Origin of the sequence: Microbacterium sp. NPDC089987 (genome assembly GCF_044748505.1) — a bacterium.
Classification (GTDB): domain Bacteria; phylum Actinomycetota; class Actinomycetes; order Actinomycetales; family Microbacteriaceae; genus Microbacterium.
This window is the reverse complement of record NZ_JBIVGE010000003.1, coordinates 105,565-129,050: the sequence shown is the minus strand read 5'-3', so window position 1 is coordinate 129,050 and position 23,486 is coordinate 105,565. Positions and strand designations below refer to the sequence as shown.

Sequence of the window (23,486 nt, the reverse complement as noted above, 5' to 3'; positions counted from 1 at the left end):
CTACTGCGGTGACTTGATCATGTAGCCGACACCGCGCACGGTGTGCAGCAACGGTGTGCGGCCGGCATCGATCTTCTTGCGGAGGTACGAGATGTACAGCTCCACCACCGACGACTTGCCGCCGAAATCGTAGCTCCACACCCGGTCGAGGATCTGAGCCTTCGACAGCACGCGCCGCTCGTTGCGCATGAGGAAGCGCAGCAGCTCGAACTCGGTCGCGGTGAGCTCGATCTCGTCGTCTCCGCGGATCACCTCGTGGCTGTCCTCATTGAGCGAGAGATCGGCGACCCGCAGGATCGACTGCTCGTCGTCGGCCTGCCCCTGACCCGAACGGCGGATCACGGCCCGCAGCCGCGCGATGACCTCTTCGAGACTGAACGGCTTGGTGACGTAGTCGTCGCCACCCGCGGTGAGGCCGGCGATGCGGTCGGCGACGGCGTCCTTCGCCGTGAGGAAGACGACCGGCACGAGATTGCCGGACTCCCTCAGTCGGCGCAGCACGCTCATGCCGTCGAGGTCGGGCATCATGACGTCGAGCACCAGGGCATCCGGTTCGAAGTCGCGGGCGACCTGCAGGGCTTCCAGGCCGGATGCCGCCGTGCGGACCTCCCATCCCTCCATGCGCAGGGCCATGGCGAGCAGGTCGGTGAGCATGGGCTCGTCGTCGACGGCGAGGATGCGCAGCGGGGTTCCGTCAGGGCGTCGCAGGTCGGGATGCTCGGTGCTCATGGCTCCATTGTGCGCCCGACGTCACCGAGAATCCATTGAGTTGCCTATGCGCGGCCTGTGGGACCGGGATCAGTGCGTGTCGACCGCGGGGATCTCGGTGCGGTCGCCCGACCACAGCGTGTGGAAGGTGCCTTCCTTGTCGATCCTGCGGTAGGTGTGCGCGCCGAAGAAGTCCCGCTGGCCCTGGATGAGGGCGGCGGGCAGACGCTCGGCGCGGATGCCGTCGTAGTACGACAGCGACGACGAGAACGCCGGAGCGGGGATGCCAGCCTGCGCGGCGGCGATGACGACCCGGCGCCATGCGGCCTGACCGCGCGAGAGCGCCTCGGCGAAGTACGGTGCGGTCAGCAGCGCAGGCAGGTCGGGCTCGCCGGCGTAGGCCTCGGCGATGCGGTTGAGGAACTGCGCGCGGATGATGCAGCCGGCGCGCCAGATCTTCGCCACGGCGCCCAGGTCGATGCTCCAGCCGTACTCGGCCGCGCCGGCGCGGATCTCGTCGAAGCCCTGCGAGTAGGCGACGATCTTCGACGCGTACAGCGCCAGGCGCACGTCCTCGATGAAGGCGTCGACGTCGTCGACGACGAAGTCCTGGGTTCCTGACCCTGTCGAAGGACCGGGGAGGTGAGCGGCGACCGCGCGCTGCTCGGGGTGCGACGACAGCGAGCGGGCGAAGGTCGCCTCGGCGATGCCGGAGACGGGGACGCCCAGGGCGAGCGCCGTCTGCACGGTCCATGCTCCGGTGCCCTTGGCGCCGGCCTGGTCGACGATGACGTCGACCAGCGGCTTGCCGGTCTCCGCGTCGATCTGGCGCAGCACCTCGGCGGTGATCTCGATGAGGTACGACTCGAGCTCGCCGGTGTTCCACTCGGCGAAGACGTCGGCGATCTCCGCCGGCGACTTGCCCGTGCCGCGACGGATGAGGTCGTACGCCTCGGCGATCAGCTGCATGTCGGCGTACTCGATGCCGTTGTGCACCATCTTCACGAAGTGGCCCGCACCGCCGTGCCCGACGTGCGTGACGCACGGCTCGCCCTCGGCGACCGCGGCGATCGACTTCAGGATCGGGCCCAGGGTCACCCACGACTCGTCGGATCCGCCCGGCATGATGCTCGGGCCCAGCAGCGCACCCTCCTCGCCGCCGGAGATGCCGGCGCCGACGAAGTTGATGCCGGTCTCGCGCACCGCCTTCTCACGGCGGATGGTGTCGGGGAAGTAGGCGTTGCCGCCGTCGACGATGATGTCGCCCGGCTCGAACACGCGCACGAGCTCGTCGATCACCGCGTCGGTGCCGAGTCCTGCCTTGACCATGATGATCGCGGTGCGCGGCTTCTGCAGCGAGGCGGCGAACTCCTCGTACGAGAAGGTCGGCACGAAGCCGGCGTCGGCGTGCAGTGCGACCAGTTCGTCGGTCTTCGCGCGCGAGCGATTCAGCACCGCCACCGTGTTGCCCTCGCGGCTGGCGAGGTTGCGGGCCAGGTTCGAACCCATGACGGCGAGTCCGACGACTCCGATGTTGGCTGCGGCTGTGGGCACAGGGATCTCCTCGGTGATGAAGGGCGTGATCTCAGGTTATCGGTGCGCGACGGCCCGGCATCCCTTCGTTTCAGCCGAGCCGATGCCAGAGCGGGCGTCGCCGCGCGCGGGGGTGTTCCCCACCGGAGGCGTTCTGTTAGCGTGTGGCCACCGATCGGTCGCGCGCCGTGGCCGACGGAAGCAGGGGAGATGTCACATGGACGAATGGACCCAGACCCTCGCCGCAGGACCCCTTCTGCTCATCGCCGGCGGCGCGATCGCGCTGATCCTCGTGCTGATCATCGGGTTCAAGCTGCACGCGTTCCTCACCCTCGTGATCGTCTCGCTGCTGACCGCGATCGTCGCGGGCATCCCGATCGAGCAGGTGCTGACGGTCGCACTCGGCGGTTTCGGCACCACTCTCGCGAGCGTCGCGCTGCTGGTCGGACTCGGTGCCATGCTGGGCAGGCTCATCGAGCATTCCGGCGGCGCGCACGCGCTCGCCGACAGCTTCGTGCGGGTGTTCGGAGAGAAGCGGGCGCCCTTCGCGCTCGGTGTGGCCTCGCTGATCCTCGGCTTCCCGATGTTCTTCGACGCGGGGCTGATCATGATGCTGCCGATCATCTTCGCCATCGCGCGCCGGGTGTCAGGCACGAACGTGCTGCTGTACGGCATCCCCGCGGCGGCTGCTTTCTCAGTGATGCACGTCTTCCTGCCGCCGCATCCCGGTCCGGTCACCGCCTCGGCGGCGTACGAGACGAACATCGGCCTGGTGCTGCTGGTCGGACTCCTCGTCGCGCTCCCCGTCTGGTACCTCTCCGGCTACCTGTGGGGGAGATTCGTCGGCAGCCGCTGGATCCTGCCGGTGCCTGCGCTGTTCGGCAGCGAGGACGAGGATCAGCCGTCGAACCCGCCGCAGGTCAAGACGATCATCATGCTGCTGCTCCTGCCCATGCTTCTCATCTTCCTCAACACGGGACTCAGCACGCTCGGCAGTGCGGGTGTCATCGACTCGACCGAGCTGTGGTCGCAGTCGCTCATCTTCATCGGCCAGTCGCCCGTGGCGCTGACCATCACGGTGCTCGTGGCCCTGGTCGTGCTCGGCTGGCGACGCGGCGAACAGGGCACGGCCCTGGAGAAGATCGTCGACTCGTCGCTGGGTCCGATCTGCTCGGTGGTGCTGATCACGGGCGCCGGCGGCATGTTCGGAGGGGTGCTGCGCTCGTCGGGCATCGGCGAGGCGCTCTCGGACACGCTGAGCGGCATGGGACTGCCGGTGGTGGTGGCCGCCTACGTCATCGCCGCCGTGCTGCGCATCGCGCAGGGTTCTGCGACCGTGGCGCTGGTCACCGCGGCGGGCCTCATCGCGCCGGCGGTGCTGGGCGGCGACTTCAACCCGCTCGAGGTGGTCGCGATCACACTCGCCACGGCGGCGGGGTCGGTCATGGCCAGCCACGTGAACGACTCGGGGTTCTGGCTGGTCGGGCGCCTGATGGGGATGGACGTCAAGACCACGCTCAAGACGTGGACCGTGCAGCAGAGCATCCAGTCGGTGCTCGCGTTCGCGATCGTGCTGGTGGTCTACCTGCTGGCGTCGCTCTTCTGAGCGACACCAGGGGGTCAGTCCTCGCGGTAGCCCGAGCGTCCCATCGCGAACATCGCGGCGAACGACGACACGACGCCGCAGACGGCGATCGCGCCGATGACCCAGAAGACGACATGCGAGAGGAAAGCGGGATCGAGCATGCCCACAGCCTATCGAGCTTTCGGGTACGATGGAGGAGTTCCTCGGCGAGGGATCGCGCGCATGCGCGCATCCGTGATCGACGCGGTGACGTGAGCCCGGTGGTCGGCTGAATCCTTCAGTCGCGCAGCGTCTCGCCTCCTCGTGTCCGCACCGAGGCTTCCGAGACCATGACCACCGCGCGGCCCCGTCCCGCGTGCCTGAAGGAGAACAACATGTCTGACGAGAACAAGGTCGTCGCCGAGACCCGCACGAGCTTCGGCAAGGGCTTCGCCCGCCGTCTGCGCGCCGCCGGCAAGATCCCCGCCGTGATCTACGGCCACGGCACCGACCCGGTGCACGTCGCCCTGCCCGGCCACCAGGTGTCGCTCATCATCCGCCGCGCCAACGCGCTGCTCGACCTCGAGATCGACGGCACCTCGCAGCTCGCCCTCGTCAAGGACGTGCAGAGGGACCCGGTGCACCAGATCATCGAGCACATCGACCTGCTCGTCGTGAAGAAGGGTGAGAAGGTCGCCATCGATCTGCCCGTCGTCCTGACCGGCGAGTCGTTCGCAGGCACCATCGCGGCCCTCGACGCCGTGACCCTGTCGGTCGAGGCCGAGGCCACGGACATCCCCGAGAACGTCGAGGTCTCCGTCGAGGGCCTCGAGGAGGGCGCGCAGATCACCGCCGCCGACGTGAAGCTGCCCAAGGGCGTCACGCTCGTCGCCGACCCCGAGACCCTCGTGGTCGCGATCTCCGTCCCGGCCGCTCCGGTCGAGGACGAGGGTGCCGAGGCTCCGGCCGAGGAGGCCGCCGCGGAGTGATCCGCTGACGATCTGCACGGAGGGGGCGCGAGCTGATCGCGTCCCCTCCGTCATATCCGCTCGAGAGGGAAGCGAATGACCACCACCTGGCTGATCGTCGGCCTCGGCAACCCCGGGCCCCGCTACGCGACGACCCGCCACAACATCGGGCAGATGGTCGTCGACGAGCTCGCCGACCGTCGCAGCGAGCGCTTCCGCGAGCACAAGGCCGGCGCACGGGTGGTCGAGACCCGCGTGCGTCCCGGCGGAGATCGCATCGTGCTGGCCAAGCCCAACTCGTTCATGAACACGTCCGGCACGCCGGTCGCCGCTCTGGCGCGGTTCTACTCGGTGGCGCCCGAGAACGTCATCGTCGTGCACGACGAGCTCGACATCCCGTTCGACAGCATCCGCATGAAGATCGGCGGCGGGCACGGCGGGCACAACGGCGTCCGCGATATCGCCCGAACCCTCACCACACCCGACTTCCTGCGGGTGCGGGCGGGCATCGGCCGCCCGCCCGGGCGACAGGATCCCGCGGACTGGGTGCTCGCACCGTTCGGGTCCGTCGAGCAGAAGACGCTGCCGATCTTCATCTCCGACGCGGCGGATGCCGTGGAGCAGCTCGTCGACGAAGGGCTGCTGGCCGCGCAGCAGCGGCACCACTCGCGCTGAGCGCGCAATCGCCGTCAGGCCATCGGGTCGAAGGCGATGCCGTTGCCGATGCCGTACATGATCGCGACGGCGAGGAAGAAGATCCCGGGCCCGAGTGCGGCGATCACGATCGCGGCGATGCCCATCCCTCGTCCGCGCCGGCGAGCCACTGCCACGATTCCGCCGATCACGCCGAACAGCCCGAGCACCGTGCCGAGCCAGAACATGATCTCCGCCCACAGCGTCTCGATGCGCACGGGGAAGAGGGCGGCGATCACGAAGTCGCCGCTGCGGTCGACGAGATCGTCCACCGACACGGCGAGCCCGATCTGCAGGGCGAGCACGCCGGCCACGGCGGGCGCGACGAGAGCGGCGATCAGGGCGGCGACGAGCGATACGGCTCCCATCACGCGGGAGGCCGCCGGAGCGGAGGGCGCCGAGTAGCCGCCGACAGGTGCCTGATAGCCACCCACCGGCACGCCGTACGCGCCGGGCGGCGGCGCCTGAGGAACGGGCAGACCCTGAGGGACCGGAGCGCCAGGGGGGACGAAGGGGTCGGTCATCTCGCTCCTCAGACGCGGCGCAGCAGCCCGACGCGCTCGTAGACGTCCGCAAGCGTCGCGTCGGCGACCTCGTCGGCCTTGGCGGCGTTCACGGCCAGCAGCCTGTCCAGCTCCGCCGGGTCGTCGAGCAGGGCGTTCGCACGATCGCGCACGGGGCCGAACTCGTCCACGACGACTTCGGCGAGCCCCTTCTTGAAGTCGCCGTACCCGCGGCCGGCGTACTCGTCCTCGATCGAGCCGACCTGCCGGCCGGTGAGGGCGGCGTAGATCGTGAGCAGGTTCGACACACCTGGCTTGTTCTCGCGGTCGAAGCGCACCGAGCCCTCGTTGTCGGTCACGGCGCGCATGATCTTCTTCGCCGACTTGGCCGGGTCGTCCAGCAGCCACAGGACACCGGCGTCGCTCTCGGCCGACTTCGACATCTTCGAGGTCGGGTTCTGCAGATCGTAGATGCGTGCGGTGTCCTTCTGGATCACCGAGGTCGGCACCGTGAAGGTCGTGCCGAACCGGCTGTTGAACCGCTCGGCCAGGTCGCGCGTCAGCTCGACATGCTGCTTCTGGTCGTCACCCACGGGCACCAGCTCGCTCTGGTACAGCAGGATGTCGGCTGCCATCAGCACGGGGTAGGTGAACAGCCCCACCGAGGTGGAGTCCTGACCATAGCGCTGCGACTTGTCCTTGAACTGGGTCATCCGGCCCGCCTCGCCGAACCCTGTGATGGTGCTGAGGATCCATGCGAGCTCGGCGTGCGCACGCACGTGCGACTGCACGTACAGCGTCGACTTCGACGGCTCGATGCCGGCGGCGATGTACTGCGCCGCTGTGCGACGGGTCTTCTCGCGCAGCTCCTGCGGGTTCTGCGGCACGGTGATCGCGTGCAGGTCGACCACGGAGAAGAACGCGTCGTACGACGTCTGCATGTCACGCCACTGCAGGAGCGCCCCGATGTAGTTGCCGGCCTGGAGGGAGTCGGCGGAGGGCTGCATTCCGGAGTAGAGGCGTGGTTTGGTCACGAAGCAATCCTATGCGGCTCGCGTTGGCCGCCTGCCGCCTGGATCCCTGAGCCTGCCGCCTGGGTCCCTGAGCCTGTCGCCTGGGTCCCTGAGCCTGCCGCCTGGGTCCCTGAGCCTGCCGCCTGGGTCCCTGAGCCTGTCGAAGGGTCAGTAGGTGTAGTCGGCGATGACGGGCGCGTGGTCGCTCCAGCGCTCCGCGTACGTCGCCGCGCGGGCGACGGTGTACCCGACGGCCCGGGCGGCCAGGGGAGGGGTCGCGAGGTGGTAGTCGATGCGCCATCCGCTGTCGTTGTCGAACGCCTTGCCCCGCATCGACCACCATGTGTACGGCCCTGGCACCTCGCCGTGATGGGCGCGGCCCACATCGACCCAGCCGAGTCCGAGGCCGCCGCCCTCCGACGCGAACGAGCGGGTGTCGCTGAGCTGCCCGGCCATGCCCCGGCCGACGCCCTCCTGGCCCACCACGCTCTCGCCGACGGCGCCGAGGAAGCGGTCGAAGTAGGCGCGCTCGCGCGCGAGGAAGCCGGACTTCTTCACGTTCCCCTTCCAGTTCAGGATGTCGAACGGGCGGTGTCCGACGTTGAGGTCGCCCGTGACGAGCGCATGCGCGCCGTCCGTGCCCAGCTGCGCCATGCGCACGCTCATCGCGTCGAGGAACTTCCACTTCTCGTCCTGCTTCGGGGTGTCGGCCTCACCGGAGTGCACGTAGGCGCTGACGACCGTGAGCGGAGCCCCGCCGATCTGGAAGTCCGCCTCGATCCAGCGGCCGGCGGAGTCGAAGTCGTCGGCGCCGAGTGCAGTGCGGAAGGCCAGCGCGGGAGTGCGGCTGAGCACGGCGACGCCGGCCCTGCCCTTCGCGGTGGCCTTGTCGTGCACGATCTGCCAGTCGGGGAAGGCTGTCGCGAGGTGCTCGTCGTCGGCACGCACCTCCTGCAGCGTGAGAATGTCGACGTCGGCCTGCTCGAGCCACGCGTGCATCCCGTTGCGGACGGCCGCGCGGACACCGTTGACGTTGACAGAGGCGATACGCAGGTGGGGCATGGCATCCAGCCTAACGACGGGATCGGACACCCCGCCGCGGACCGCGTGCGGCCGTCGCTCGCAGCGGGCGCAGGGGGCCGCTGTCGCGCAGTGGCTCGTTGCGGTCGTCGGCGCTCAGGGCGATCCACGACGCCGCGAGCAGGATCACGGCGGCGATCACGCGGCACCACAGCAGCAGCCCCACCATCACCGCGAAGGTCGCCAGCAGCGGGTTGCCGGGCGTGTGCGCGGCCAGAAGACCGGCGCCGAGCTGCAGCACGGCCATCGTGACGCCGCCGAGCACCGAGCCGGGCAGGATCCGACGCCACCGGATGACCGTGCCGGTGAGGAAGCGCACCAGCGCGGCGATGGCGGCGATGTCGATCACGATCACGACGAGCACCGATGAGATCGAGACGAGCGTCCTGACGGTGGCACTCGGCACCTCCTGGCCGAATGCCTCGAGCAGCGCGCGCAGCGCCCACACGCCGCCGAAGCTGATCGCGGCGCCCAGGAGCAGGCTCACTCCGAACGCGAGCGCGGCAGCGGCATCGCGAAGCTTCAGCAGCACGTAGCTGCGGGTGTCGAAGGGCAGGCCGAAGATGCCGCGCACCGCGCGTCGGGTGAAGGTGACCGCGCCGATTCCCGTCCACACCACGACGACCGCGGCGATGGCTCCGGTCAGGGTGAATGCGCCCGTCGCGGAGTTCGCCACCTGCCGCACCGCGTCAGGTGCGACGACGCCGTCGGGTCCGATGAAGCCGGGGACGTAGCCGTTCACGACCCGGATCATGGCGTCGACCGCGACATCGCTGCCGCCCACCCAGACCCCGGCACCGGCGAAGGCGACGTAGAGCAGCGCGAACAGTGCGAACAGCGCCTGGTACGCCATGCCAGCCGACAGCAGGAAGCCGTTGCGGCGCAGGAAGTGCCGCCACACGCGCACCGGGAAGAGAGCGGCGATGCGGCGCCCCCACACAGCAGCGCGCCCGGCTGAACGAGTCAGTCGGGCGCGCACGTCGGTGTCTGCGCTCAGCGGGAGCCGCCGCGCAGGACGGCCTGCTTGACCTCGGCGATCGCCTTGGTGACCTCGATGCCGCGCGGGCATGCCTCGGTGCAGTTGAAGGTCGTGCGGCAGCGCCACACGCCCTCCTTGTCGTTGAGGATGTCGAGACGCACATCGCCGGCGTCGTCGCGCGAGTCGAAGATGAAGCGGTGGGCGTTCACGATCGCGGCGGGACCGAAGTACTGTCCGTCGGTCCAGAAGATCGGGCACGACGAGGTACACGCGGCGCACAGGATGCACTTGGTGGTGTCGTCGAAGATCGCCCGATCGGTGATCGACTGCACGCGCTCCTTGCCCTTCTCGGGGGTGGAGTTCGCGATGAGGAAGGGCTGCACCTCGCGGTAGGAGGCGAAGAACGGCTCCATGTCGACGATGAGGTCCTTCTCGAGGGGCAGACCCTTGATGGCCTCGACGTAGATCGGCTTCGAGATGTCGAGGTCCTTGATCAGCGTCTTGCAGGCCAGACGGTTGCGGCCGTTGATGCGCATTGCGTCCGAGCCGCAGATGCCGTGGGCGCACGAGCGGCGGAACGACAGCGAGCCGTCGACCTCCCACTTGATCTTGTGCAGGGCGTCGAGCACGCGGTCGGTCGCGTACAGCTCGACGTCGTAGTCGACCCAGCGCGGCTCCTCGTCGACCTCCGGGTCGAAGCGGCGGATGTTGAAGGTGACCAGGAAGGACTGCACTCCCGAATCGTTCGCGGCGTCGGTGGGTGCCTCTACGACATCGGTCATGATCAGTACTTCCTCTCCATGGGCTGGTAGTTCGTGATGACCACGGGCTTCCAGTCCAGCTTGATGTGGTCCTCGGCGTCGGAGGAGTGCGCGTCGCCCACCAGGTACGCCATCGTGTGCTTCATGAAGTTCTCGTCGTCGCGCTTCGGGAAGTCGTCGCGCATGTGACCGCCGCGGCTCTCCTTGCGGTTGCGAGCGGCGTAGACGACGACCTCGGCGATGTCGAGCAGGAAGCCCAGCTCGACGGCCTCGAGCAGATCGGTGTTGAACCGCTTGCCCTTGTCGTCGACGTGGATGTTGCGGTAGCGATCGCGCAGCTCCTCGATGACGCCGAGCACGTGGGTGAGCGACTCCTCGGTGCGGAACACCTGGGCGCCCTTGTCCATCTCGTCCTGCAGCTTCTTGCGCAGCACGGCGATGCGCTCGGTGCCCTGGTTGTTGCGCAGGCCCTCGATCATGTCCTTGACGAACGCGGCGGGGTTCTCGGGCAGCGGCACGAAGTCGGCGGTCTTGACGTACTCGACGGCGTTGCGGCCGGCGCGCTTGCCGAACACGTTGATGTCGAGCAGCGAGTTGGTGCCCAGTCGGTTCGAGCCGTGCACCGAGACGCACGCGCACTCTCCGGCGGCGTACAGACCGGGGACGACGGTCGAGTTGTCGGCGAGGACCTCGGCATCGTTGTTGGTCGGGATGCCGCCCATCGCGTAGTGCGCGGTGGGCATCACCGGCACGGGCTCGACGACCGGGTCGACGCCGAGGTACGTGCGGGCGAACTCCGTGATGTCGGGCAGCTTGGTCTCGAGCACCTCGGCGCCCAGGTGCGTGCAGTCCAGCAGCACGTAGTCCTTGTGCGGTCCTGCGCCGCGGCCCTCGAGCACCTCCTGCACCATGCTGCGGGCGACGATGTCGCGCGGAGCGAGGTCCTTGATGGTCGGGGCGTAGCGCTCCATGAAGCGCTCACCCGAGGCATTGCGCAGGATGGCGCCCTCACCGCGGGCGCCCTCGGTGAGGAGGATGCCGAGGCCGGCCAGGCCCGTCGGGTGGAACTGGAAGAACTCCAGGTCCTCCAGCGGCAGCCCCTTGCGCCAGACGATGCCCACCCCGTCGCCGGTCAGAGTGTGCGCGTTGGACGTGGTCTTGAAGATCTTGCCGAAGCCGCCGGTCGCGAAGATGACGGCCTTCGACTGGAAGACGTGCAGGTCGCCGGTGGCGAGGTCGTACGCGACGACGCCCGCGACCTGCGTGGCGCCTGCGGCGTCCTTCACGGTGAGCAGGTCGAGCACGTAGAACTCGTTGAAGAAGTTGATGCCCAGCTTGACGCAGTTCTGGAACAGCGTCTGCAGGATCATGTGGCCGGTGCGGTCGGCCGCGTAGCAGGCACGTCGCACGGGGGTCTTGCCGTGCTCGGCGGTGTGGCCGCCGAAGCGGCGCTGGTCGATCTTGCCGTCGGGCGTGCGGTTGAAGGGCAGACCCATGTTCTCGAGGTCGATGACCGCGTCGATGGCCTCCTTGGCGAGGATCTCCGCCGCATCCTGGTCGACGAGGTAGTCACCGCCCTTGACCGTGTCGTAGGTGTGCCACTCCCAGTTGTCGTCCTCGACGTTCGCGAGGGCCGCGGCCATGCCGCCCTGCGCCGCACCGGTGTGCGAGCGCGTGGGGTACAGCTTGGTGATCACGGCGGTCTTCGCGCCGGGACCTGCCTCGATCGCCGCGCGCATGCCGGCGCCGCCGGCGCCCACGATGACGATGTCGAACTGGTGGTAATGCACGCCGTCGCGCACGACGGAGTCAGAGGTCTGCGTAGTCAATGATCTGCCTTCTTCGCTTACTTGCCCAGTGCCTGGCAGGTCTCCCACATCGAGCCGTCCTCGAGGACGCCCGCGCAGGGGTCGAACGTGAACACCACGAGGGTGCCCAGGATGATGAGGAGCGCCGCCGCCAGGCCCAGCGCCCAGACGAGAGCCTTGCGGGCCTTCTCGTGGGTGACGTAGTCGTTGACGATCGTGCGCATGCCGTTGGAGCCGTGGATCAGCGCGAGCCACAGCATCAGCACGTCCCACCACTGCCAGAACGGAGTGGCGTACTTGCCGGCGACGAAGCCGAAGTCGACGGCGTGGATGCCGTCGCCGACCATCAGGTTCACGAACAGGTGGCCGAAGATCAGCACGATGAGCACCACGCCCGAGCCGCGCATGAACAGCCAGCCCCACTTCTCGAGGTTGACGCCGCGCTGGCGGCGGGCGGGTGCGAGGGTCTGCGCGGACATCAGTTGCCTCCTCCGAATCCGGCGAATGCGAGTGCGAGGTGACGCGGCACGAAGCCCGCCATGACCACGGCCCACAGCCCGATGACGATCCAGAACAGCTGGCGCTGGTACTTCGCGCCCTTCGACCAGAAGTCGACGATGATGATGCGCAGGCCGTTGAACGCGTGGAACGCGATGCCCGCGACCAGCACGACCTCGCCGAAGGCCATGATCGGGTTCTTGTACGTGCCGATCACCGCGTCGTACGCCTCGGGCGAGACGCGGATGAGCGACGTGTCGAGGACGTGCACCAGAAGGAAGAAGAAGATCGCGACGCCGGTGATGCGATGCAGCACCCACGACCACATGCCTTCGCGGCCCCGATAGAGTGTGCCGCGCGGAGACCGGGATGTGGTCTCCGAAACCGACGGTGTCAAGCGTGTGCTCGTGGACACGTCGTCCTCCCTGATCGATGAGACGTCGTGCATGCATCCGGGCACGCCCGACCTCATTCATCCTATTCCTGTCAGAAGGCCGGGGGCGACGAAGGGCACCCTTATCGCTGGGCTGAGGCGGGAACCTCCCCGGCTAAGGTGTGACGCATGGCGCGAATCGACGACTTCTACGCGGTGATCCCGGCCGGCGGCATCGGCAGCAGGCTCTGGCCGCTGTCGCGGGCGGATGCCCCGAAGTTCCTCCACGACCTCACCGGCTCGGGTCATTCGCTGCTTCGCGACACCTGGGACCGCCTGGAGCCGCTGGCCGGGGCGGACCGCATCGCCGTCGTGACGGGGCGGGCGCATCGCGCCGCCGTGGAGGCTCAGCTGCCCGGCATCCCGGACGCCAACGTCTTCCTCGAATCCGAGCCGCGCGAGTCGGCTGCCGCGATCGGCCTCGCCGCCGCGATCCTGCACCGTCGCGATCCGGACGTCATCATCGGCTCGTTCAGCGCCGACCACGTGATCCGCGGAACGCGCGTCTTCGAATTCGCCGTGCGCGACGCCGTGGAGGTCGCGCGGGAGGGCTACATCTGCACGATCGGGATCACCCCCACGGAGCCTGCCATCGGCTTCGGGTACATCAAGAAGGGGGAGGAGCTCGTCGTCGACGGGGCGCGCGAGGCGGCTCTCGTGGAGCGCTTCGTCGAGAAGCCCGACCTCGAGACGGCGAAGGCGTACGTCGCCGATCGCGAGCACCTCTGGAACGCCGGCATGTTCATCGCGAAGGCGAGCGTGCTGCTCGACGAGCTCAGGATCAACGAGCCCGAGCTGCACGCGGGACTCATGGAGCTCGCCGACGCATGGGACGACCGTGACCGGCGCGGTCCCGCGGTCGACCGGATCTGGCCGAACGTGAAGAAGATCGCCATCGACTACGCGGTGGCCGAGCCGGCCGCCGAGCGCGGTCGCCTGGCGGTCGTGCCCGGTCACTTCGACTGGGACGACGTGGGCGACTTCGCCTCGCTCACCAAGCTGATCACGAACGGGCGCAAGAACGATCTGGCCGTGCTGGGCCCGAGGGCCCGCGTGCTGTCGGATGCCGCCAGCGGCATCCTCGTATCCCAGACCTCGCGCGTGATCAGCCTGGTCGGCGTGCAGGACATCGTCGTCGTCGACACCGACGACGCACTGCTGGTGACCACGGTCGAGCACGCGCAGCGGGTCAAGGGCGTGGTCGAGTCGCTCAAGCTCACCGGCCGGGGCGACGTGCTCTGAGGTCCGCTGCTGCAGATGGCCAAGCCATAGGGGCGGTCATCATTGCAGGTTTGTAACCTTTCGCCAGCACACCTGAGCATCACGTGCGTCACGCGCGTAACACTGGGTAACCTCGATCGATCCGCGATGTCCGCGGAGATCACCCGGGAGGCATGAGTGTCCAACTCCATCACCAAGAAGCTGCTCGGCGCCACCGTCGCGGTCGGCGTCGTTCTCAGTCTCGCCGCGTGCGGCCAGGCTCCCGCAGACAAGCCGGGTGCCGGCGGCGGCAAGGGCGAGTCCGACTTCCTGCCCTGCATCGTCTCCGACATGGGCGGCTTCGACGACAAGTCCTTCAACCAGCTCTCCTTCGAGGGGGCGAAGAAGGCCGCTGACGAGCTGGGCGTCAAGCTCAAGGACGTGCAGTCCAACGCCGAGACCGAGTACACCCCGAACGTCACGAACCTCGTCGACGAGGGCTGCGACGCGATCGTCGCAGTCGGCTTCGCGCTGTCCCAGGCGACCGTGGAGGCCGCCACCGCCAACGAGGACATCGACTTCATCCTCGTCGACGATGCAGCCGACAACGACTTCGACGGCAAGAAGGACGCCGACAACGTCAAGCCGCTGCTGTACAACACGGCCGAGGCCGCGTTCCTCGCCGGCTACCTCTCCGCCGGCTACTCGAAGACCGGCAAGGTCGGCACCTTCGGCGGCATGGAGTTCCCGACCGTGACGATCTTCATGGACGGCTTCAAGCAGGGCGTCGACCACTACAACGAGGTCAAGGGCAAGGACGTCCAGGTCGTCGGCTGGGACGGCAAGACCGGCTCGTTCACGGGCGGCTTCGAGGCGAACCCCGACGCCAAGCAGGTCGCGGTCAACATCCTCAACCAGGGTGTCGACGTGATCCTCCCCGTCGGCGGCCCGATCTACCAGTCGGCTCAGCAGGCGATCAAGGAGTCCGGCAAGGACGTCGCCCTGGTCGGCGCGGACGCCGACCTGTTCGTGACCGACCCGTCCACCGCCGACGTGGTGCTCACCTCGGTGCTGAAGGCCATGGATCTCTCGACCTACGAGGCCGTGCTCTCCAGCGGTGAGGGCGAGTTCGACGCCGAGGCCTACATCGGCACGCTCGAGAACAAGGGCGTCGGCATCGCCGAGCTGCACAACTTCGCCGACAAGGTGGACTCGGCTCTGCAGGACGAGGTCACGCAGCTGCAGAAGGACATCATCGACGGCAAGGTCGAGGTCACCTCGTACCTGAGCAAGTAAGGCTCCTGCAACGGGGAGGTCGGCGCAAGCCGGCCTCCCCGTTTCTGCCTGAACAGGACTCGGTCGAAGCCGGCCTGCCCGTTCCTGCGTGAATAGGATCAGAACATGAAGCTTGAACTGCGCGGCATCACGAAGAGATTCGGCGCGCTGACAGCCAACGACCACATCGATCTCACCGTCGAGGCGGGTGAGATCCACTGCCTTCTCGGTGAGAACGGCGCCGGCAAGTCGACGTTGATGAACGTGCTCTACGGCCTGTACCAGGCCGACGAGGGTCACATCCTGCTGGACGACGTCGTCCAGCACTTCGACGGACCCGGCGACGCGATGGGCGCCGGCATCGGCATGGTGCATCAGCACTTCATGCTCATCCCCGTCTTCACCGTCGCCGAGAACGTCATGCTGGGCCACGAGCAGACCACCTTCGGCGGACGACTCGACCTGAACGCCGCACGTGCGCGCGTGCGTGAGATCTCCGATCGCTTCGGCTTCGACGTCGACCCCGACGCCGTCGTCGAGGATCTCCCCGTCGGCGTGCAGCAGCGCGTCGAGATCATCAAGGCGCTCTCGCGTGAGGCGCGCGTGCTGGTGTTCGACGAGCCGACGGCCGTGCTCACCCCGCAGGAGACCGACGAGCTGATGGCGACGATGCGTCAGCTCAAGGCGCAGGGCACCTCGATCGTCTTCATCACCCACAAGCTCCGCGAGGTGCGCGAGGTCGCCGACCGCATCACCGTCATCCGCCTCGGCAAGGTCGTCGGCGAGGCGTCGCCGACCGCCCCGAATGAGGAGCTCGCCTCGCTCATGGTCGGCCGCGCTGTCGAGCTGACCGTGCACAAGGGCGCTCCTGCCGTGCGCGGCAACGGTCTCGCCGTCACCGATCTCACCGTCACCGACCCGACGGGCATCGTCGTCGTGGACGGCGCGTCGTTCGAGGTGCGCGGCGGCGAGGTGCTCGCCATCGCCGGCGTGCAGGGCAACGGCCAGACCGAGCTCACCGAGGCGATCATGGGTCTGCAGGACAATGTCCGCGGCAGCATCCGTCTCGACGGGCAGGAGCTGGTCGGTCGATCCGTGCGGCAGATCCTGGATGCCGGTGTCGGCTTCGTTCCCGAGGATCGCAGCGTCGACGGACTGGTGAAGGAGTTCTCGATCGCCGAGAATCTCATGCTCGACCGCTCCCACGGCGCGCCGTTCGTCAAGGCCGGCACGGTGCAGCGCTCGGATCTGCACGACTTCGCCCAGGACCGCATCGCCGAGTTCGACATCCGCACCCAGGGTCCGCATCAGGCGGCAGGGCGGCTCTCCGGCGGAAACCAGCAGAAGGTGGTGCTGGCCCGCGAGCTGAGCCGCGAGCTCGCGCTCTTCGTGGCCGCCCAGCCGACTCGCGGCGTCGACGTCGGGTCCATCGAGTTCATCCACAAGCGCGTCATCGAGACGCGCGATGCGGGCGTGCCGGTGATCGTCATCTCCACCGAGCTCGACGAGGTCGCCGCGCTCGCCGATCGCATCCTGGTGATGTACCGCGGCCGCATCATGGGCATCGTGCCCGGAGACACATCCCGGGAGAAGCTCGGTCTGATGATGGCAGGCATGTCGGAGATGGAGGCCGCGACGAGTGCGCGTCCCATCACGGCCACGAACGGAGAGAGCGGATGGGATTCACGGATCGACCGGAGGGAGACGAAGTGAGCGCCACCCAGACACCGGCGCCGCAGTCGCAGGCCCCGCTCGCCGAGCCCGAGACGAAGATCGCGCCGTCCCGCTGGCAGACCACTCTGCAGGCGATCGTCACCGGCAACGGCATCATCTCGCTGCTCGCCGTGCTGCTCGCGGTGATCGTCGGATCGATCATGATCGCCGCCACGAACGAGGAGGTGCAGGCCGCATCCGGGTACTTCTTCGCGCAGCCCGGCGACACCTTCGCCGCCATCTGGGAAGCGGTGACCGGGGCCTACGCAGCGCTGTTCCGCGGCGCGGTGTACAACTTCAACGCCGAGACCTTCGAGAAGGGCATCCGCCCGCTCACCGAGACCCTGAAGTTCGCTACTCCGCTGATCGCGGCAGGCCTCGGTGTGGGACTCGCGTTCCGCGCCGGCCTGTTCAACATCGGCGGCCAGGGGCAGATGCTCCTCGCCGCCGCCGCCGCCGGGTACGTCGCCACCGCGATGGACCTGCCGATGGGACTGCACCTGATCGTCGCGATCGTCGCCGGCCTGATCGCCGCGGCCCTCTGGGCCGGCATCGCAGGCCTGCTGAAGGCGCGCACCGGAGCGCACGAGGTGATCACCACGATCATGCTCAACCACATCGCGTTCTACCTGCTGGCCTGGATGCTGGCGACCCAGGGCCTGCTCCAGGCGCCCGGGTCGAGCAACCCCAAGACGGCGCCGATGGCGGAGACCGCGGTGCTGCCGCAGCTGCTGGGCCCCTCGTACAAGCTGCACGCCGGCTTCCTGCTCGCGCTGGTCGCCGTCGCGTTCACCTGGTGGCTGCTCGAGCGCTCGTCTCTGGGCTTCCGCTTCCGGGCGGTGGGCGAGAACCCGTCGGCGGCGCGGGTCGCGGGAATCGATGTGGGACGCATGTACTTCGTCGTGATGCTCATCGCCGGCGCTCTCGTCGGCATCGCCGGCGTCAGCCAGGTGCTGGGCACCGAGGTGCGCGGCTTCAGCGGCGGCATCGACGCGGGCATCGGCTTCGACGCGATCACGGTCGCGCTGCTCGGGCGGTCCTCGCCGATCGGCATCCTGTTCGCGGGTCTGCTGTTCGGCGCGTTCAAGACCGGTGGATTCACGATGCAGTCCTCGCAGGGCATCCCGGTCGAGATCATCCTCGTGGTGCAGTCGCTGATCGTGCTCTTCATCGCCGCACCCCCGCTGGTGCGCGCGATCTTCGGACTGCCGCAGCCCGGTCGTCCGTCCCGTCGCGCCCGCAGGGCCGCACGCACCCGTCGCGCAGAGTCGGCTGAAGGAAAGAAGGTGTCGGCATGAGCCTCACCACGCCCGTGAACGATGCGCCGCAGGGCGACATCGACCAGCCGCGTGTCGTGACCGTCGTGTCGTGGAAGGCGCCGATCATCTTCGGCATCTTCACGGTGCTGTTCGCCCTGCTGCCGCTGCTCGCGCCGCGCGCGGGGACGACGACCTTCCGGCTCGCCGAGCAGAACGCCGCCATCGCCGTTCCCGACGTGCTGCTGCCGGCCACACCCACCGCGTGGATCGCCGTGGTGCTGCTGGCGCTGTGCACCGGATACGCGGCGATGACGGTCATGGCGCACCGCCGTCTGCCCCTCTGGCTCATCGTCGTCTACGTCGCCGTGCTGCTGATCGGATTCCTCGCCTGGGCCGGCGCCGGCGCGACGCTGCCGATGATCGGCCTCCTGGCCGGCGCTCTCGCCCTCGCGACCCCACTGATCTTCGGCGCCCTCGGCGGCGTGATCGGCGAGCGAGCGGGCGTCGTGAACATCGCCATCGAAGCGCAGATGCTCGCCGGCGCGTTCAGCGCCGCGATCGCCGGTTCGCTCGCGGGCACCCCGTGGGCGGGACTCGTCGCAGCCATGCTCGCGGGCGTGCTCGTCGCCCTCGTGCTGGGCGTCTTCACGATCACGTACTACGTCGACCAGGTCATCGTCGGCGTCGTGCTGAACGTGCTCGTGATCGGCATCACCACGTTCCTGTTCCGTCAGGTGCTCACCCCGAACACCGAGACCATGAACAGCCCGGACACCTTCTCGGTCGTTCCCATCCCGCTGCTCAGCGAGATCCCGCTGATCGGACCGATCCTGTTCCAGCAGTCCTTCATCGTGTACCTGATGTACGCGGTCGTCGCGCTGGTCTGGTTCGGGCTGTACCGCACCCGCTGGGGTCTGCGCCTGCGTGCCGTGGGCGAGCATCCGCAGGCGGCGGACACGGTGGGCATCAAGGTCGCGGCGACCCGCTACCGCGCGGTGCTGCTCGGCGGCGCCGTCGCGGGCCTGGGAGGTGCGTTCTACACGCTCGTCTCGGTGCCGAGGTTCAACCAGGAGATGACGGCGGGCGCGGGCTTCATCGCCCTCGCGGCGGTGATCTTCGGAAAGTGGGATCCGATCCGCGCGACGCTCGCCGCGCTTCTGTTCGGCTTCGCCAGCAACCTGCAGGGCGTGCTCAGCGTCATCGGCTCGCCGGTGCCCAGCCAGTTCATGCTCATGCTTCCGTACATCGTCACGATCTTCGCCGTGGCCGGCCTCGTCGGGCGCTCCCGCCCGCCGGCAGCCGACGGCGAGCCGTACATCAAGTCTTAGGAGAACAGATGACCGACATCGACTGGGACGAGCTCAGGCACGTCGCCACCGAGGCGATGCGCAAGGCCTACGCGCCGTACTCGCGGTACCGGGTGGGGGCGGCGGCGCTCGTCGACGACGGAAGGATCGTCGCGGGATGCAACGTCGAGAACGCCTCGTACGGAGTGGGCCTGTGCGCCGAGTGCGCTCTCGTCGGCGGCCTGCACATGTCGGGCGGCGGCCGGCTGGTCGCATTCGTCTGCGTGAACAACGACGGGCAGACGATCATGCCGTGCGGCCGCTGCCGTCAGCTGCTGTTCGAGCACTCCAGCCCGGAGATGCTGCTCGAGACGGTCTCGGGCATCCGCACCATCGACGAGGTGCTGCCCGACGCCTTCGGTCCGCGCGATCTGGAGGATGCCCGATGACCCTTCGACAGGCTCAGGGACCCAGCGAGGCGTTCGACGCGATCGACGTCATCCGCGCCAAGCGCGACGGCGGAGTGGTGCCCGACGCGGCCCTGCGCTGGATGATCGACGCGTACACGCGCGGCTACGTGTCGGACGCGCAGATGGCGTCGTTCGCCATGGCGATCTTCCAGCGCGGCATGCAGCGCGACGAGATCCGCGTGCTCACCGACGCGATGATCGCGTCGGGGGAGCGGATGAGCTTCGCCAGCCTCGGCAAGCGCACCGTCGACAAGCACTCCACCGGAGGGGTGGGCGACAAGATCACCCTGCCGCTGGCTCCGCTGGTGGCCGTGTTCGGCGTCGCAGTCCCGCAGCTCAGCGGCCGCGGCCTCGGCCACACCGGTGGCACGCTCGACAAACTCGAATCCATTCCCGGGTGGCGCGCCGCTCTCAGCAACGACGAGATGTTCGCGCAGATGCAGTCGGACGTCGGCGCGGTGATCTGCGCCGCCGGCTCCGGACTCGCGCCCGCCGACAAGAAGCTCTACGCCCTGCGCGATGTGACCGGCACGGTCGAGGCGATCCCGCTGATCGCGTCGAGCATCATGTCGAAGAAGATCGCCGAGGGCACGGACGCTCTCGTGCTGGACGTGAAGTTCGGAGGCGGCGCCTTCATGCAGGACATCGATCGCGCCAGAGAGCTCGCTCGCACGATGGTCGAGCTCGGCACCGACTCCGGTGTGGCGACCACAGCCCTGCTGACCGACATGAACGTCCCGCTCGGACTCGCGATCGGCAACGCCAACGAGGTGCGCGAGTCGGTCGAGATCCTCGCCGGCGGCGGCCCCGCAGACGTGCGCGAGCTGACCCTCGCCCTCGCCCGCGAGATGCTCTCGCTGGCCGGTCAGCCGGATGCCGACGTCGAGGCCGCGCTCGACGACGGCCGGGCCATGGACAGCTGGAAGGCCATGATCCGCGCCCAGGACGGCGACCCGGATGCCCCGCTGCCGACCGCACGGGAGACCCATGTCGTCACCGCTGACCGCGACGGCGTCGTGACCCGCATGGATGCGCTGCCGTTCGGCATCGCGGCATGGCGCCTCGGCGCCGGACGCGCGCGCGCCGAGGATCCGGTGATCTTCGCCGCCGGCATCGACCTCGCCGTCAAGCCGGGTGAGACCGTCACCGCAGGGCAGCCGCTGTTCACCCTGTCGGCCGACGACGAGGGGCGCTTCGCGCGCGCTCTCGAGGCACTGGACGGCGCCTATGAGATCGGGGACGCCGCGTCGACGCCGGCCCCACAGCCCATCGTGCGCGAGCGCATCACCGCCTGACCAGGAGGACCACCATGAAGATCGACGAACTGCGCGCTCTGCCGAAGATCTCGCTGCACGACCATCTGGACGGTGGCGTGCGTCCGGGGACGATCCTCGAGCTCGCCGACGCGGCCGGCATCCCGACTCCGGCGCAGGACGCCAAGGGACTGAGCCGCTGGATAGCGCAGCAGAGCGATGCCGGCTCTCTCGTGCAGTACCTGAAGACGTTCGATCTGGTGACCTCCGTCATGCAGTCCGAGCGGGCGCTCACCCGTGTCGCGCGGGAGTTCGTCGCCGATCTCGCCGCCGACGGCGTCATCTACGGCGAGATGCGCTGGGCACCGGAGCAGCACGTCTCCGGCGGCCTCAGCCTGGACGACGCCGTGCGCGCCGTGCAGCGCGGCATCGAAGAGGGCGAGGACGAGGCGGATGCCGCGGGCCGCAGCATCCGGGTCGGTCAGATCATCTCGGCCATGCGCCAGAACGACCGCGTGCGCGATATTGCCGAACTAGCCGTGCGTCATCGCGAGAGCGGCGTCGTCGGCTTCGACATCGCGGGCCCCGAGGACGGCTTCCCCGCTTCGCAGCACCGTGCCGCCTTCGACTATCTCGCCGGCGAGTTCCTGCCCGTCACGGTGCACGCCGGAGAGGCCGCAGGTCCGGCATCCATCCGGTCCGCTCTGCTCGACGCCCGCGCGCTGCGTCTCGGTCACGGTGTGCGCATCGCGGAGGACCTGCAGGTGATCGAGCGCGAAGGCGACGAGGTGCAGGTGCAGTTCGGCGACCTGGCCCGCTGGGTGCGCGACCGCGAGATCCCGCTCGAGCTCTCGCCGTCGTCGAACCTGCAGACCGGCGCGATCGCACAGTGGGGCGAGGAGTTCGCCGACCATCCGTTCGACCTGCTCTACCAGCTCGGCTTCTCGGTCACGGTGAACGTCGACAACCGCACCATGAGCGGCACCTCGCTGACCCGCGAGCTCTCCCTGCTGGTCGACGCGTTCGAGTACGACCTCGACGACCTCGAGGCCTTCCAGTTCAACGCCGCCTCCGCGGCCTTCCTGCCGGTCGAGGAGCGCGAGGAGCTCGTGGAGATGATCGCCGAGGGCTTCGAGCGCTGAAGCCCCCGGCGAACGGCCGCCTGCGCCTGATGACGCTCAGGCGGCTTCCGGATTCTGCGCCCACAGGTCGGGGCCGAACACCTCGTACTGGATGCGGTCGGCGGGCACGCCCCGCGCGATGAGGGTGCGGCGCATCGCCTGCATGAACGGCAGCGGGCCGCACATGAACACCGACGCATCGTCGGGCAGATCCACCTCGGTCAGGTCCATGAACCCGTCACGAGCCGGGTGCAGGGTCGGTGCGCCGACGGCGTCCTGCTCGTACCAGTTCTGCGCCTTGGCGTCCGGCATCGCGAGCACCTGGCGGCGCAGCGACGCGTACAGCGCGTGCGTGTCGTGCGCGCGGTCGGCGTGGAACAGCCGCACCGTGCGCGCGGGCTGACGGCGCGAGAGGTCCTCCATGATCGCCGCCACCGGCGTGATGCCGATGCCCGCCGAGACGAGCACGAGCGGGTGGTCCTCGTCGTCGAGCACGACGTCGCCGGCGGGCTGAGAGACATCGAGCACCGTGCCGGGCTGGGCGTGCTGCCACAGCCACGTCGAGACCTGCCCGTCGGGCGCCCCGCCCACTCCGTGCACCCGCTTGATCGTCACTCTGATCGAGTCTCCGCGCGGGCCCGACGAGATCGTGTACTGACGCGGCTGGCGGCTGCCATCGGGCAGGTCAACCGCGATGGCGACGTACTGACCGGTGCGATGCGAGGGGATGAGGCCGTCGACCGGTGCGAGCAGCAGCGAGAAGATGTCCTCCGACTCCTCGAATCGCTCCACCACCCGGTAGCCGCGCCACGGGTTCTCGGGGTCGGTGCCCGACATCGCGTACAGGCGTGCCTCCTCGGCGATCAGGGCGGTGGCGAACAGCCAGTACACCTCGTCCCACGCCGCCCGCACCTCCACCGTGATGGCGTCGCCGAGGACCGTGCCCACCGCGTCGAGCAGATGCCGGCCGACGATGGTGTACTCGCGGGCCTTGATCCCCAGCGAGACGTGCTTGTGGGCGATCCGGCGCATCACGGGGGTGAAGTCCGGAGCGGCGGGGTCGATGAGCTGCACGGCGAAGGCGACCACCGACGCCGCGAGCGCCTTGGGCTGCTCGCCGATGGCCTGGTTGGCTTGGTTGAACACCCGCAGCAGCTCGGGGTGCGCGGCGAACATGGTGGGGTAGAACACCTTCGTGATCTGCTCGGCGTGCTCGGCGACGACGCCGGCCGTGGCGGCGACGACTGCTTCGGACTCGGGCGAGAGCTTCATGACGTTCCTTTCGTGGGGTCTGCGTCCCTTCGAGTCTGCGCTCGGTCTCCGATGGAAGGACAGCGTTTTCACCGGTTCTATTCGGCGCCCTTTCGA

The 23,486-nt window shown here is 68.6% G+C and carries 23 protein-coding genes; 11 read left to right on the top strand and 12 right to left on the bottom strand.

Annotated features, from left to right (window positions below; all coding sequences use genetic code 11):
• On the bottom strand, positions 1 to 729 hold the full coding sequence (locus ACIPV2_RS13470) for a response regulator transcription factor (RefSeq protein WP_101188329.1): 729 nt from the start codon (positions 727 to 729) through the stop codon (positions 1 to 3).
• Positions 730 to 798: 69 nt separating this feature from the next.
• A complete protein-coding gene (gndA, locus tag ACIPV2_RS13465) occupies positions 799 to 2,262 on the bottom strand; it encodes an NADP-dependent phosphogluconate dehydrogenase (RefSeq protein WP_400842057.1) in 1,464 nt (487 codons plus the stop codon).
• 196 nt (positions 2,263 to 2,458) lie between these two features.
• Between gndA and ACIPV2_RS13460 the strand changes: the two genes are divergently transcribed.
• Positions 2,459 to 3,847, top strand: coding sequence for a GntP family permease (locus ACIPV2_RS13460; RefSeq protein WP_400842055.1), 1,389 nt, complete (start codon positions 2,459 to 2,461; stop codon positions 3,845 to 3,847).
• Positions 3,848 to 3,861: 14 nt separating this feature from the next.
• On the opposite strand, the gene ACIPV2_RS13455 is transcribed toward ACIPV2_RS13460, so the two are convergent.
• Entirely contained in the window at positions 3,862 to 3,987 is a 126-nt protein-coding gene (locus ACIPV2_RS13455; RefSeq protein ID WP_400842053.1) for a hypothetical protein, read from the bottom strand.
• Positions 3,988 to 4,200: 213 nt separating this feature from the next.
• Between ACIPV2_RS13455 and ACIPV2_RS13450 the strand changes: the two genes are divergently transcribed.
• Together ACIPV2_RS13450 and pth are read left to right on the top strand one after the other, a co-directional pair.
• Positions 4,201 to 4,794 (top strand): 50S ribosomal protein L25/general stress protein Ctc, encoded by a 594-nt coding sequence (locus ACIPV2_RS13450; RefSeq protein ID WP_101188326.1) that lies wholly within the window; start codon positions 4,201 to 4,203, stop codon positions 4,792 to 4,794.
• A 75-nt stretch (positions 4,795 to 4,869) separates the two neighbouring features.
• Positions 4,870 to 5,448, top strand: coding sequence for an aminoacyl-tRNA hydrolase (gene pth / locus ACIPV2_RS13445; protein ID WP_400842051.1), 579 nt, complete (start codon positions 4,870 to 4,872; stop codon positions 5,446 to 5,448).
• A gap of 14 nt (positions 5,449 to 5,462) precedes the next feature.
• On the opposite strand, the gene ACIPV2_RS13440 is transcribed toward pth, so the two are convergent.
• The 8 genes from ACIPV2_RS13440 to sdhC form a co-directional block, all read right to left on the bottom strand.
• On the bottom strand, positions 5,463 to 5,990 hold the full coding sequence (locus tag ACIPV2_RS13440) for a hypothetical protein (protein WP_400842049.1): 528 nt from the start codon (positions 5,988 to 5,990) through the stop codon (positions 5,463 to 5,465).
• 8 nt (positions 5,991 to 5,998) lie between these two features.
• Positions 5,999 to 7,003: a tryptophan--tRNA ligase gene (gene trpS, locus ACIPV2_RS13435; protein WP_101188323.1), complete on the bottom strand. Its 1,005-nt coding sequence runs from the start codon at positions 7,001 to 7,003 to the stop codon at positions 5,999 to 6,001.
• A 147-nt stretch (positions 7,004 to 7,150) separates the two neighbouring features.
• Positions 7,151 to 8,044, bottom strand: coding sequence for an exodeoxyribonuclease III (locus ACIPV2_RS13430; RefSeq protein WP_400842046.1), 894 nt, complete (start codon positions 8,042 to 8,044; stop codon positions 7,151 to 7,153).
• 10 nt (positions 8,045 to 8,054) lie between these two features.
• On the bottom strand, positions 8,055 to 9,041 hold the full coding sequence (locus ACIPV2_RS13425; protein WP_400842044.1) for a YihY/virulence factor BrkB family protein: 987 nt from the start codon (positions 9,039 to 9,041) through the stop codon (positions 8,055 to 8,057).
• 14 nt (positions 9,042 to 9,055) lie between these two features.
• The gene (locus tag ACIPV2_RS13420) at positions 9,056 to 9,823 is read right to left on the bottom strand and encodes a succinate dehydrogenase iron-sulfur subunit (RefSeq protein ID WP_400842042.1); all 768 of its coding nucleotides are present in this window, start codon (positions 9,821 to 9,823) and stop codon (positions 9,056 to 9,058) included.
• A 2-nt stretch (positions 9,824 to 9,825) separates the two neighbouring features.
• Complete coding sequence (gene sdhA / locus ACIPV2_RS13415; RefSeq protein ID WP_101188319.1) at positions 9,826 to 11,631, bottom strand: succinate dehydrogenase flavoprotein subunit; 1,806 nt, start codon at positions 11,629 to 11,631, stop codon at positions 9,826 to 9,828.
• Positions 11,632 to 11,648: 17 nt separating this feature from the next.
• Positions 11,649 to 12,089, bottom strand: coding sequence for a succinate dehydrogenase hydrophobic membrane anchor subunit (locus ACIPV2_RS13410; RefSeq protein ID WP_400842040.1), 441 nt, complete (start codon positions 12,087 to 12,089; stop codon positions 11,649 to 11,651).
• On the bottom strand, positions 12,089 to 12,523 hold the full coding sequence (sdhC, locus tag ACIPV2_RS13405) for a succinate dehydrogenase, cytochrome b556 subunit (protein ID WP_400842038.1): 435 nt from the start codon (positions 12,521 to 12,523) through the stop codon (positions 12,089 to 12,091). The genes ACIPV2_RS13410 and sdhC overlap by 1 nt, the downstream gene beginning before the upstream one ends.
• Positions 12,524 to 12,670: 147 nt before the next feature.
• On the opposite strand from sdhC, the gene ACIPV2_RS13400 reads away from it, so the two are divergent.
• From ACIPV2_RS13400 to ACIPV2_RS13365, 8 genes are all read left to right on the top strand, one after another.
• Positions 12,671 to 13,783 (top strand): mannose-1-phosphate guanylyltransferase, encoded by a 1,113-nt coding sequence (locus ACIPV2_RS13400; RefSeq protein WP_400842036.1) that lies wholly within the window; start codon positions 12,671 to 12,673, stop codon positions 13,781 to 13,783.
• A 156-nt stretch (positions 13,784 to 13,939) separates the two neighbouring features.
• Positions 13,940 to 15,037, top strand: a complete 1,098-nt coding sequence (locus tag ACIPV2_RS13395; protein WP_400842034.1) for a BMP family protein — start codon at positions 13,940 to 13,942, stop codon at positions 15,035 to 15,037.
• 105 nt (positions 15,038 to 15,142) lie between these two features.
• A complete protein-coding gene (locus ACIPV2_RS13390) occupies positions 15,143 to 16,729 on the top strand; it encodes an ABC transporter ATP-binding protein (RefSeq protein ID WP_400842032.1) in 1,587 nt (528 codons plus the stop codon).
• The gene (locus ACIPV2_RS13385; RefSeq protein WP_400842030.1) at positions 16,693 to 18,027 is read left to right on the top strand and encodes an ABC transporter permease; all 1,335 of its coding nucleotides are present in this window, start codon (positions 16,693 to 16,695) and stop codon (positions 18,025 to 18,027) included. Before ACIPV2_RS13390 ends, ACIPV2_RS13385 begins: the two co-directional genes overlap by 37 nt.
• A complete protein-coding gene (locus ACIPV2_RS13380; protein WP_101188312.1) occupies positions 18,024 to 19,316 on the top strand; it encodes an ABC transporter permease in 1,293 nt (430 codons plus the stop codon). Before ACIPV2_RS13385 ends, ACIPV2_RS13380 begins: the two co-directional genes overlap by 4 nt.
• 8 nt (positions 19,317 to 19,324) lie before the next feature.
• Entirely contained in the window at positions 19,325 to 19,723 is a 399-nt protein-coding gene (locus tag ACIPV2_RS13375) for a cytidine deaminase (RefSeq protein ID WP_400842028.1), read from the top strand.
• Positions 19,720 to 21,039, top strand: a complete 1,320-nt coding sequence (locus tag ACIPV2_RS13370) for a thymidine phosphorylase (RefSeq protein ID WP_400842026.1) — start codon at positions 19,720 to 19,722, stop codon at positions 21,037 to 21,039. Before ACIPV2_RS13375 ends, ACIPV2_RS13370 begins: the two co-directional genes overlap by 4 nt.
• A 14-nt stretch (positions 21,040 to 21,053) precedes the next feature.
• Positions 21,054 to 22,139 carry an adenosine deaminase gene (locus tag ACIPV2_RS13365; protein ID WP_400842024.1) on the top strand — a complete coding sequence of 362 codons (1,086 nt, stop codon included), beginning with the start codon at positions 21,054 to 21,056 and terminating at the stop codon, positions 22,137 to 22,139.
• A gap of 36 nt (positions 22,140 to 22,175) precedes the next feature.
• On the opposite strand, the gene ACIPV2_RS13360 is transcribed toward ACIPV2_RS13365, so the two are convergent.
• Positions 22,176 to 23,390, bottom strand: a complete 1,215-nt coding sequence (locus ACIPV2_RS13360) for a globin domain-containing protein (protein WP_400842022.1) — start codon at positions 23,388 to 23,390, stop codon at positions 22,176 to 22,178.
• Between the last annotated feature and the right edge of the window lie 96 nt (positions 23,391 to 23,486).

Bases quoted from the DNA above. Each gene is read 5' to 3' on its own strand.
- ACIPV2_RS13420 (WP_400842042.1), bottom strand. From the start codon at position 9,823: ATGACCGATGTCGTAGAGGCACCCACCGACGCCGCGAACGATTCGGGA.
- ACIPV2_RS13365 (WP_400842024.1), top strand. From the start codon at position 21,054: ATGAAGATCGACGAACTGCGCGCTCTGCCGAAGATCTCGCTGCACGAC.
- ACIPV2_RS13410 (WP_400842040.1), bottom strand. From the start codon at position 12,089: ATGTCCGCGCAGACCCTCGCACCCGCCCGCCGCCAGCGCGGCGTCAAC.
- ACIPV2_RS13460 (WP_400842055.1), top strand. From the start codon at position 2,459: ATGGACGAATGGACCCAGACCCTCGCCGCAGGACCCCTTCTGCTCATC.
- ACIPV2_RS13370 (WP_400842026.1), top strand. From the start codon at position 19,720: ATGACCCTTCGACAGGCTCAGGGACCCAGCGAGGCGTTCGACGCGATC.
- ACIPV2_RS13360 (WP_400842022.1), bottom strand. From the start codon at position 23,390: ATGAAGCTCTCGCCCGAGTCCGAAGCAGTCGTCGCCGCCACGGCCGGC.
- ACIPV2_RS13385 (WP_400842030.1), top strand. From the start codon at position 16,693: ATGGGATTCACGGATCGACCGGAGGGAGACGAAGTGAGCGCCACCCAG.
- pth (WP_400842051.1), top strand. From the start codon at position 4,870: ATGACCACCACCTGGCTGATCGTCGGCCTCGGCAACCCCGGGCCCCGC.
- ACIPV2_RS13440 (WP_400842049.1), bottom strand. From the start codon at position 5,990: ATGACCGACCCCTTCGTCCCCCCTGGCGCTCCGGTCCCTCAGGGTCTG.
- ACIPV2_RS13390 (WP_400842032.1), top strand. From the start codon at position 15,143: ATGAAGCTTGAACTGCGCGGCATCACGAAGAGATTCGGCGCGCTGACA.
- ACIPV2_RS13375 (WP_400842028.1), top strand. From the start codon at position 19,325: ATGACCGACATCGACTGGGACGAGCTCAGGCACGTCGCCACCGAGGCG.
- ACIPV2_RS13450 (WP_101188326.1), top strand. From the start codon at position 4,201: ATGTCTGACGAGAACAAGGTCGTCGCCGAGACCCGCACGAGCTTCGGC.
- ACIPV2_RS13400 (WP_400842036.1), top strand. From the start codon at position 12,671: ATGGCGCGAATCGACGACTTCTACGCGGTGATCCCGGCCGGCGGCATC.
- ACIPV2_RS13430 (WP_400842046.1), bottom strand. From the start codon at position 8,044: ATGCCCCACCTGCGTATCGCCTCTGTCAACGTCAACGGTGTCCGCGCG.
- ACIPV2_RS13470 (WP_101188329.1), bottom strand. From the start codon at position 729: ATGAGCACCGAGCATCCCGACCTGCGACGCCCTGACGGAACCCCGCTG.
- ACIPV2_RS13455 (WP_400842053.1), bottom strand. From the start codon at position 3,987: ATGCTCGATCCCGCTTTCCTCTCGCATGTCGTCTTCTGGGTCATCGGC.
- ACIPV2_RS13380 (WP_101188312.1), top strand. From the start codon at position 18,024: ATGAGCCTCACCACGCCCGTGAACGATGCGCCGCAGGGCGACATCGAC.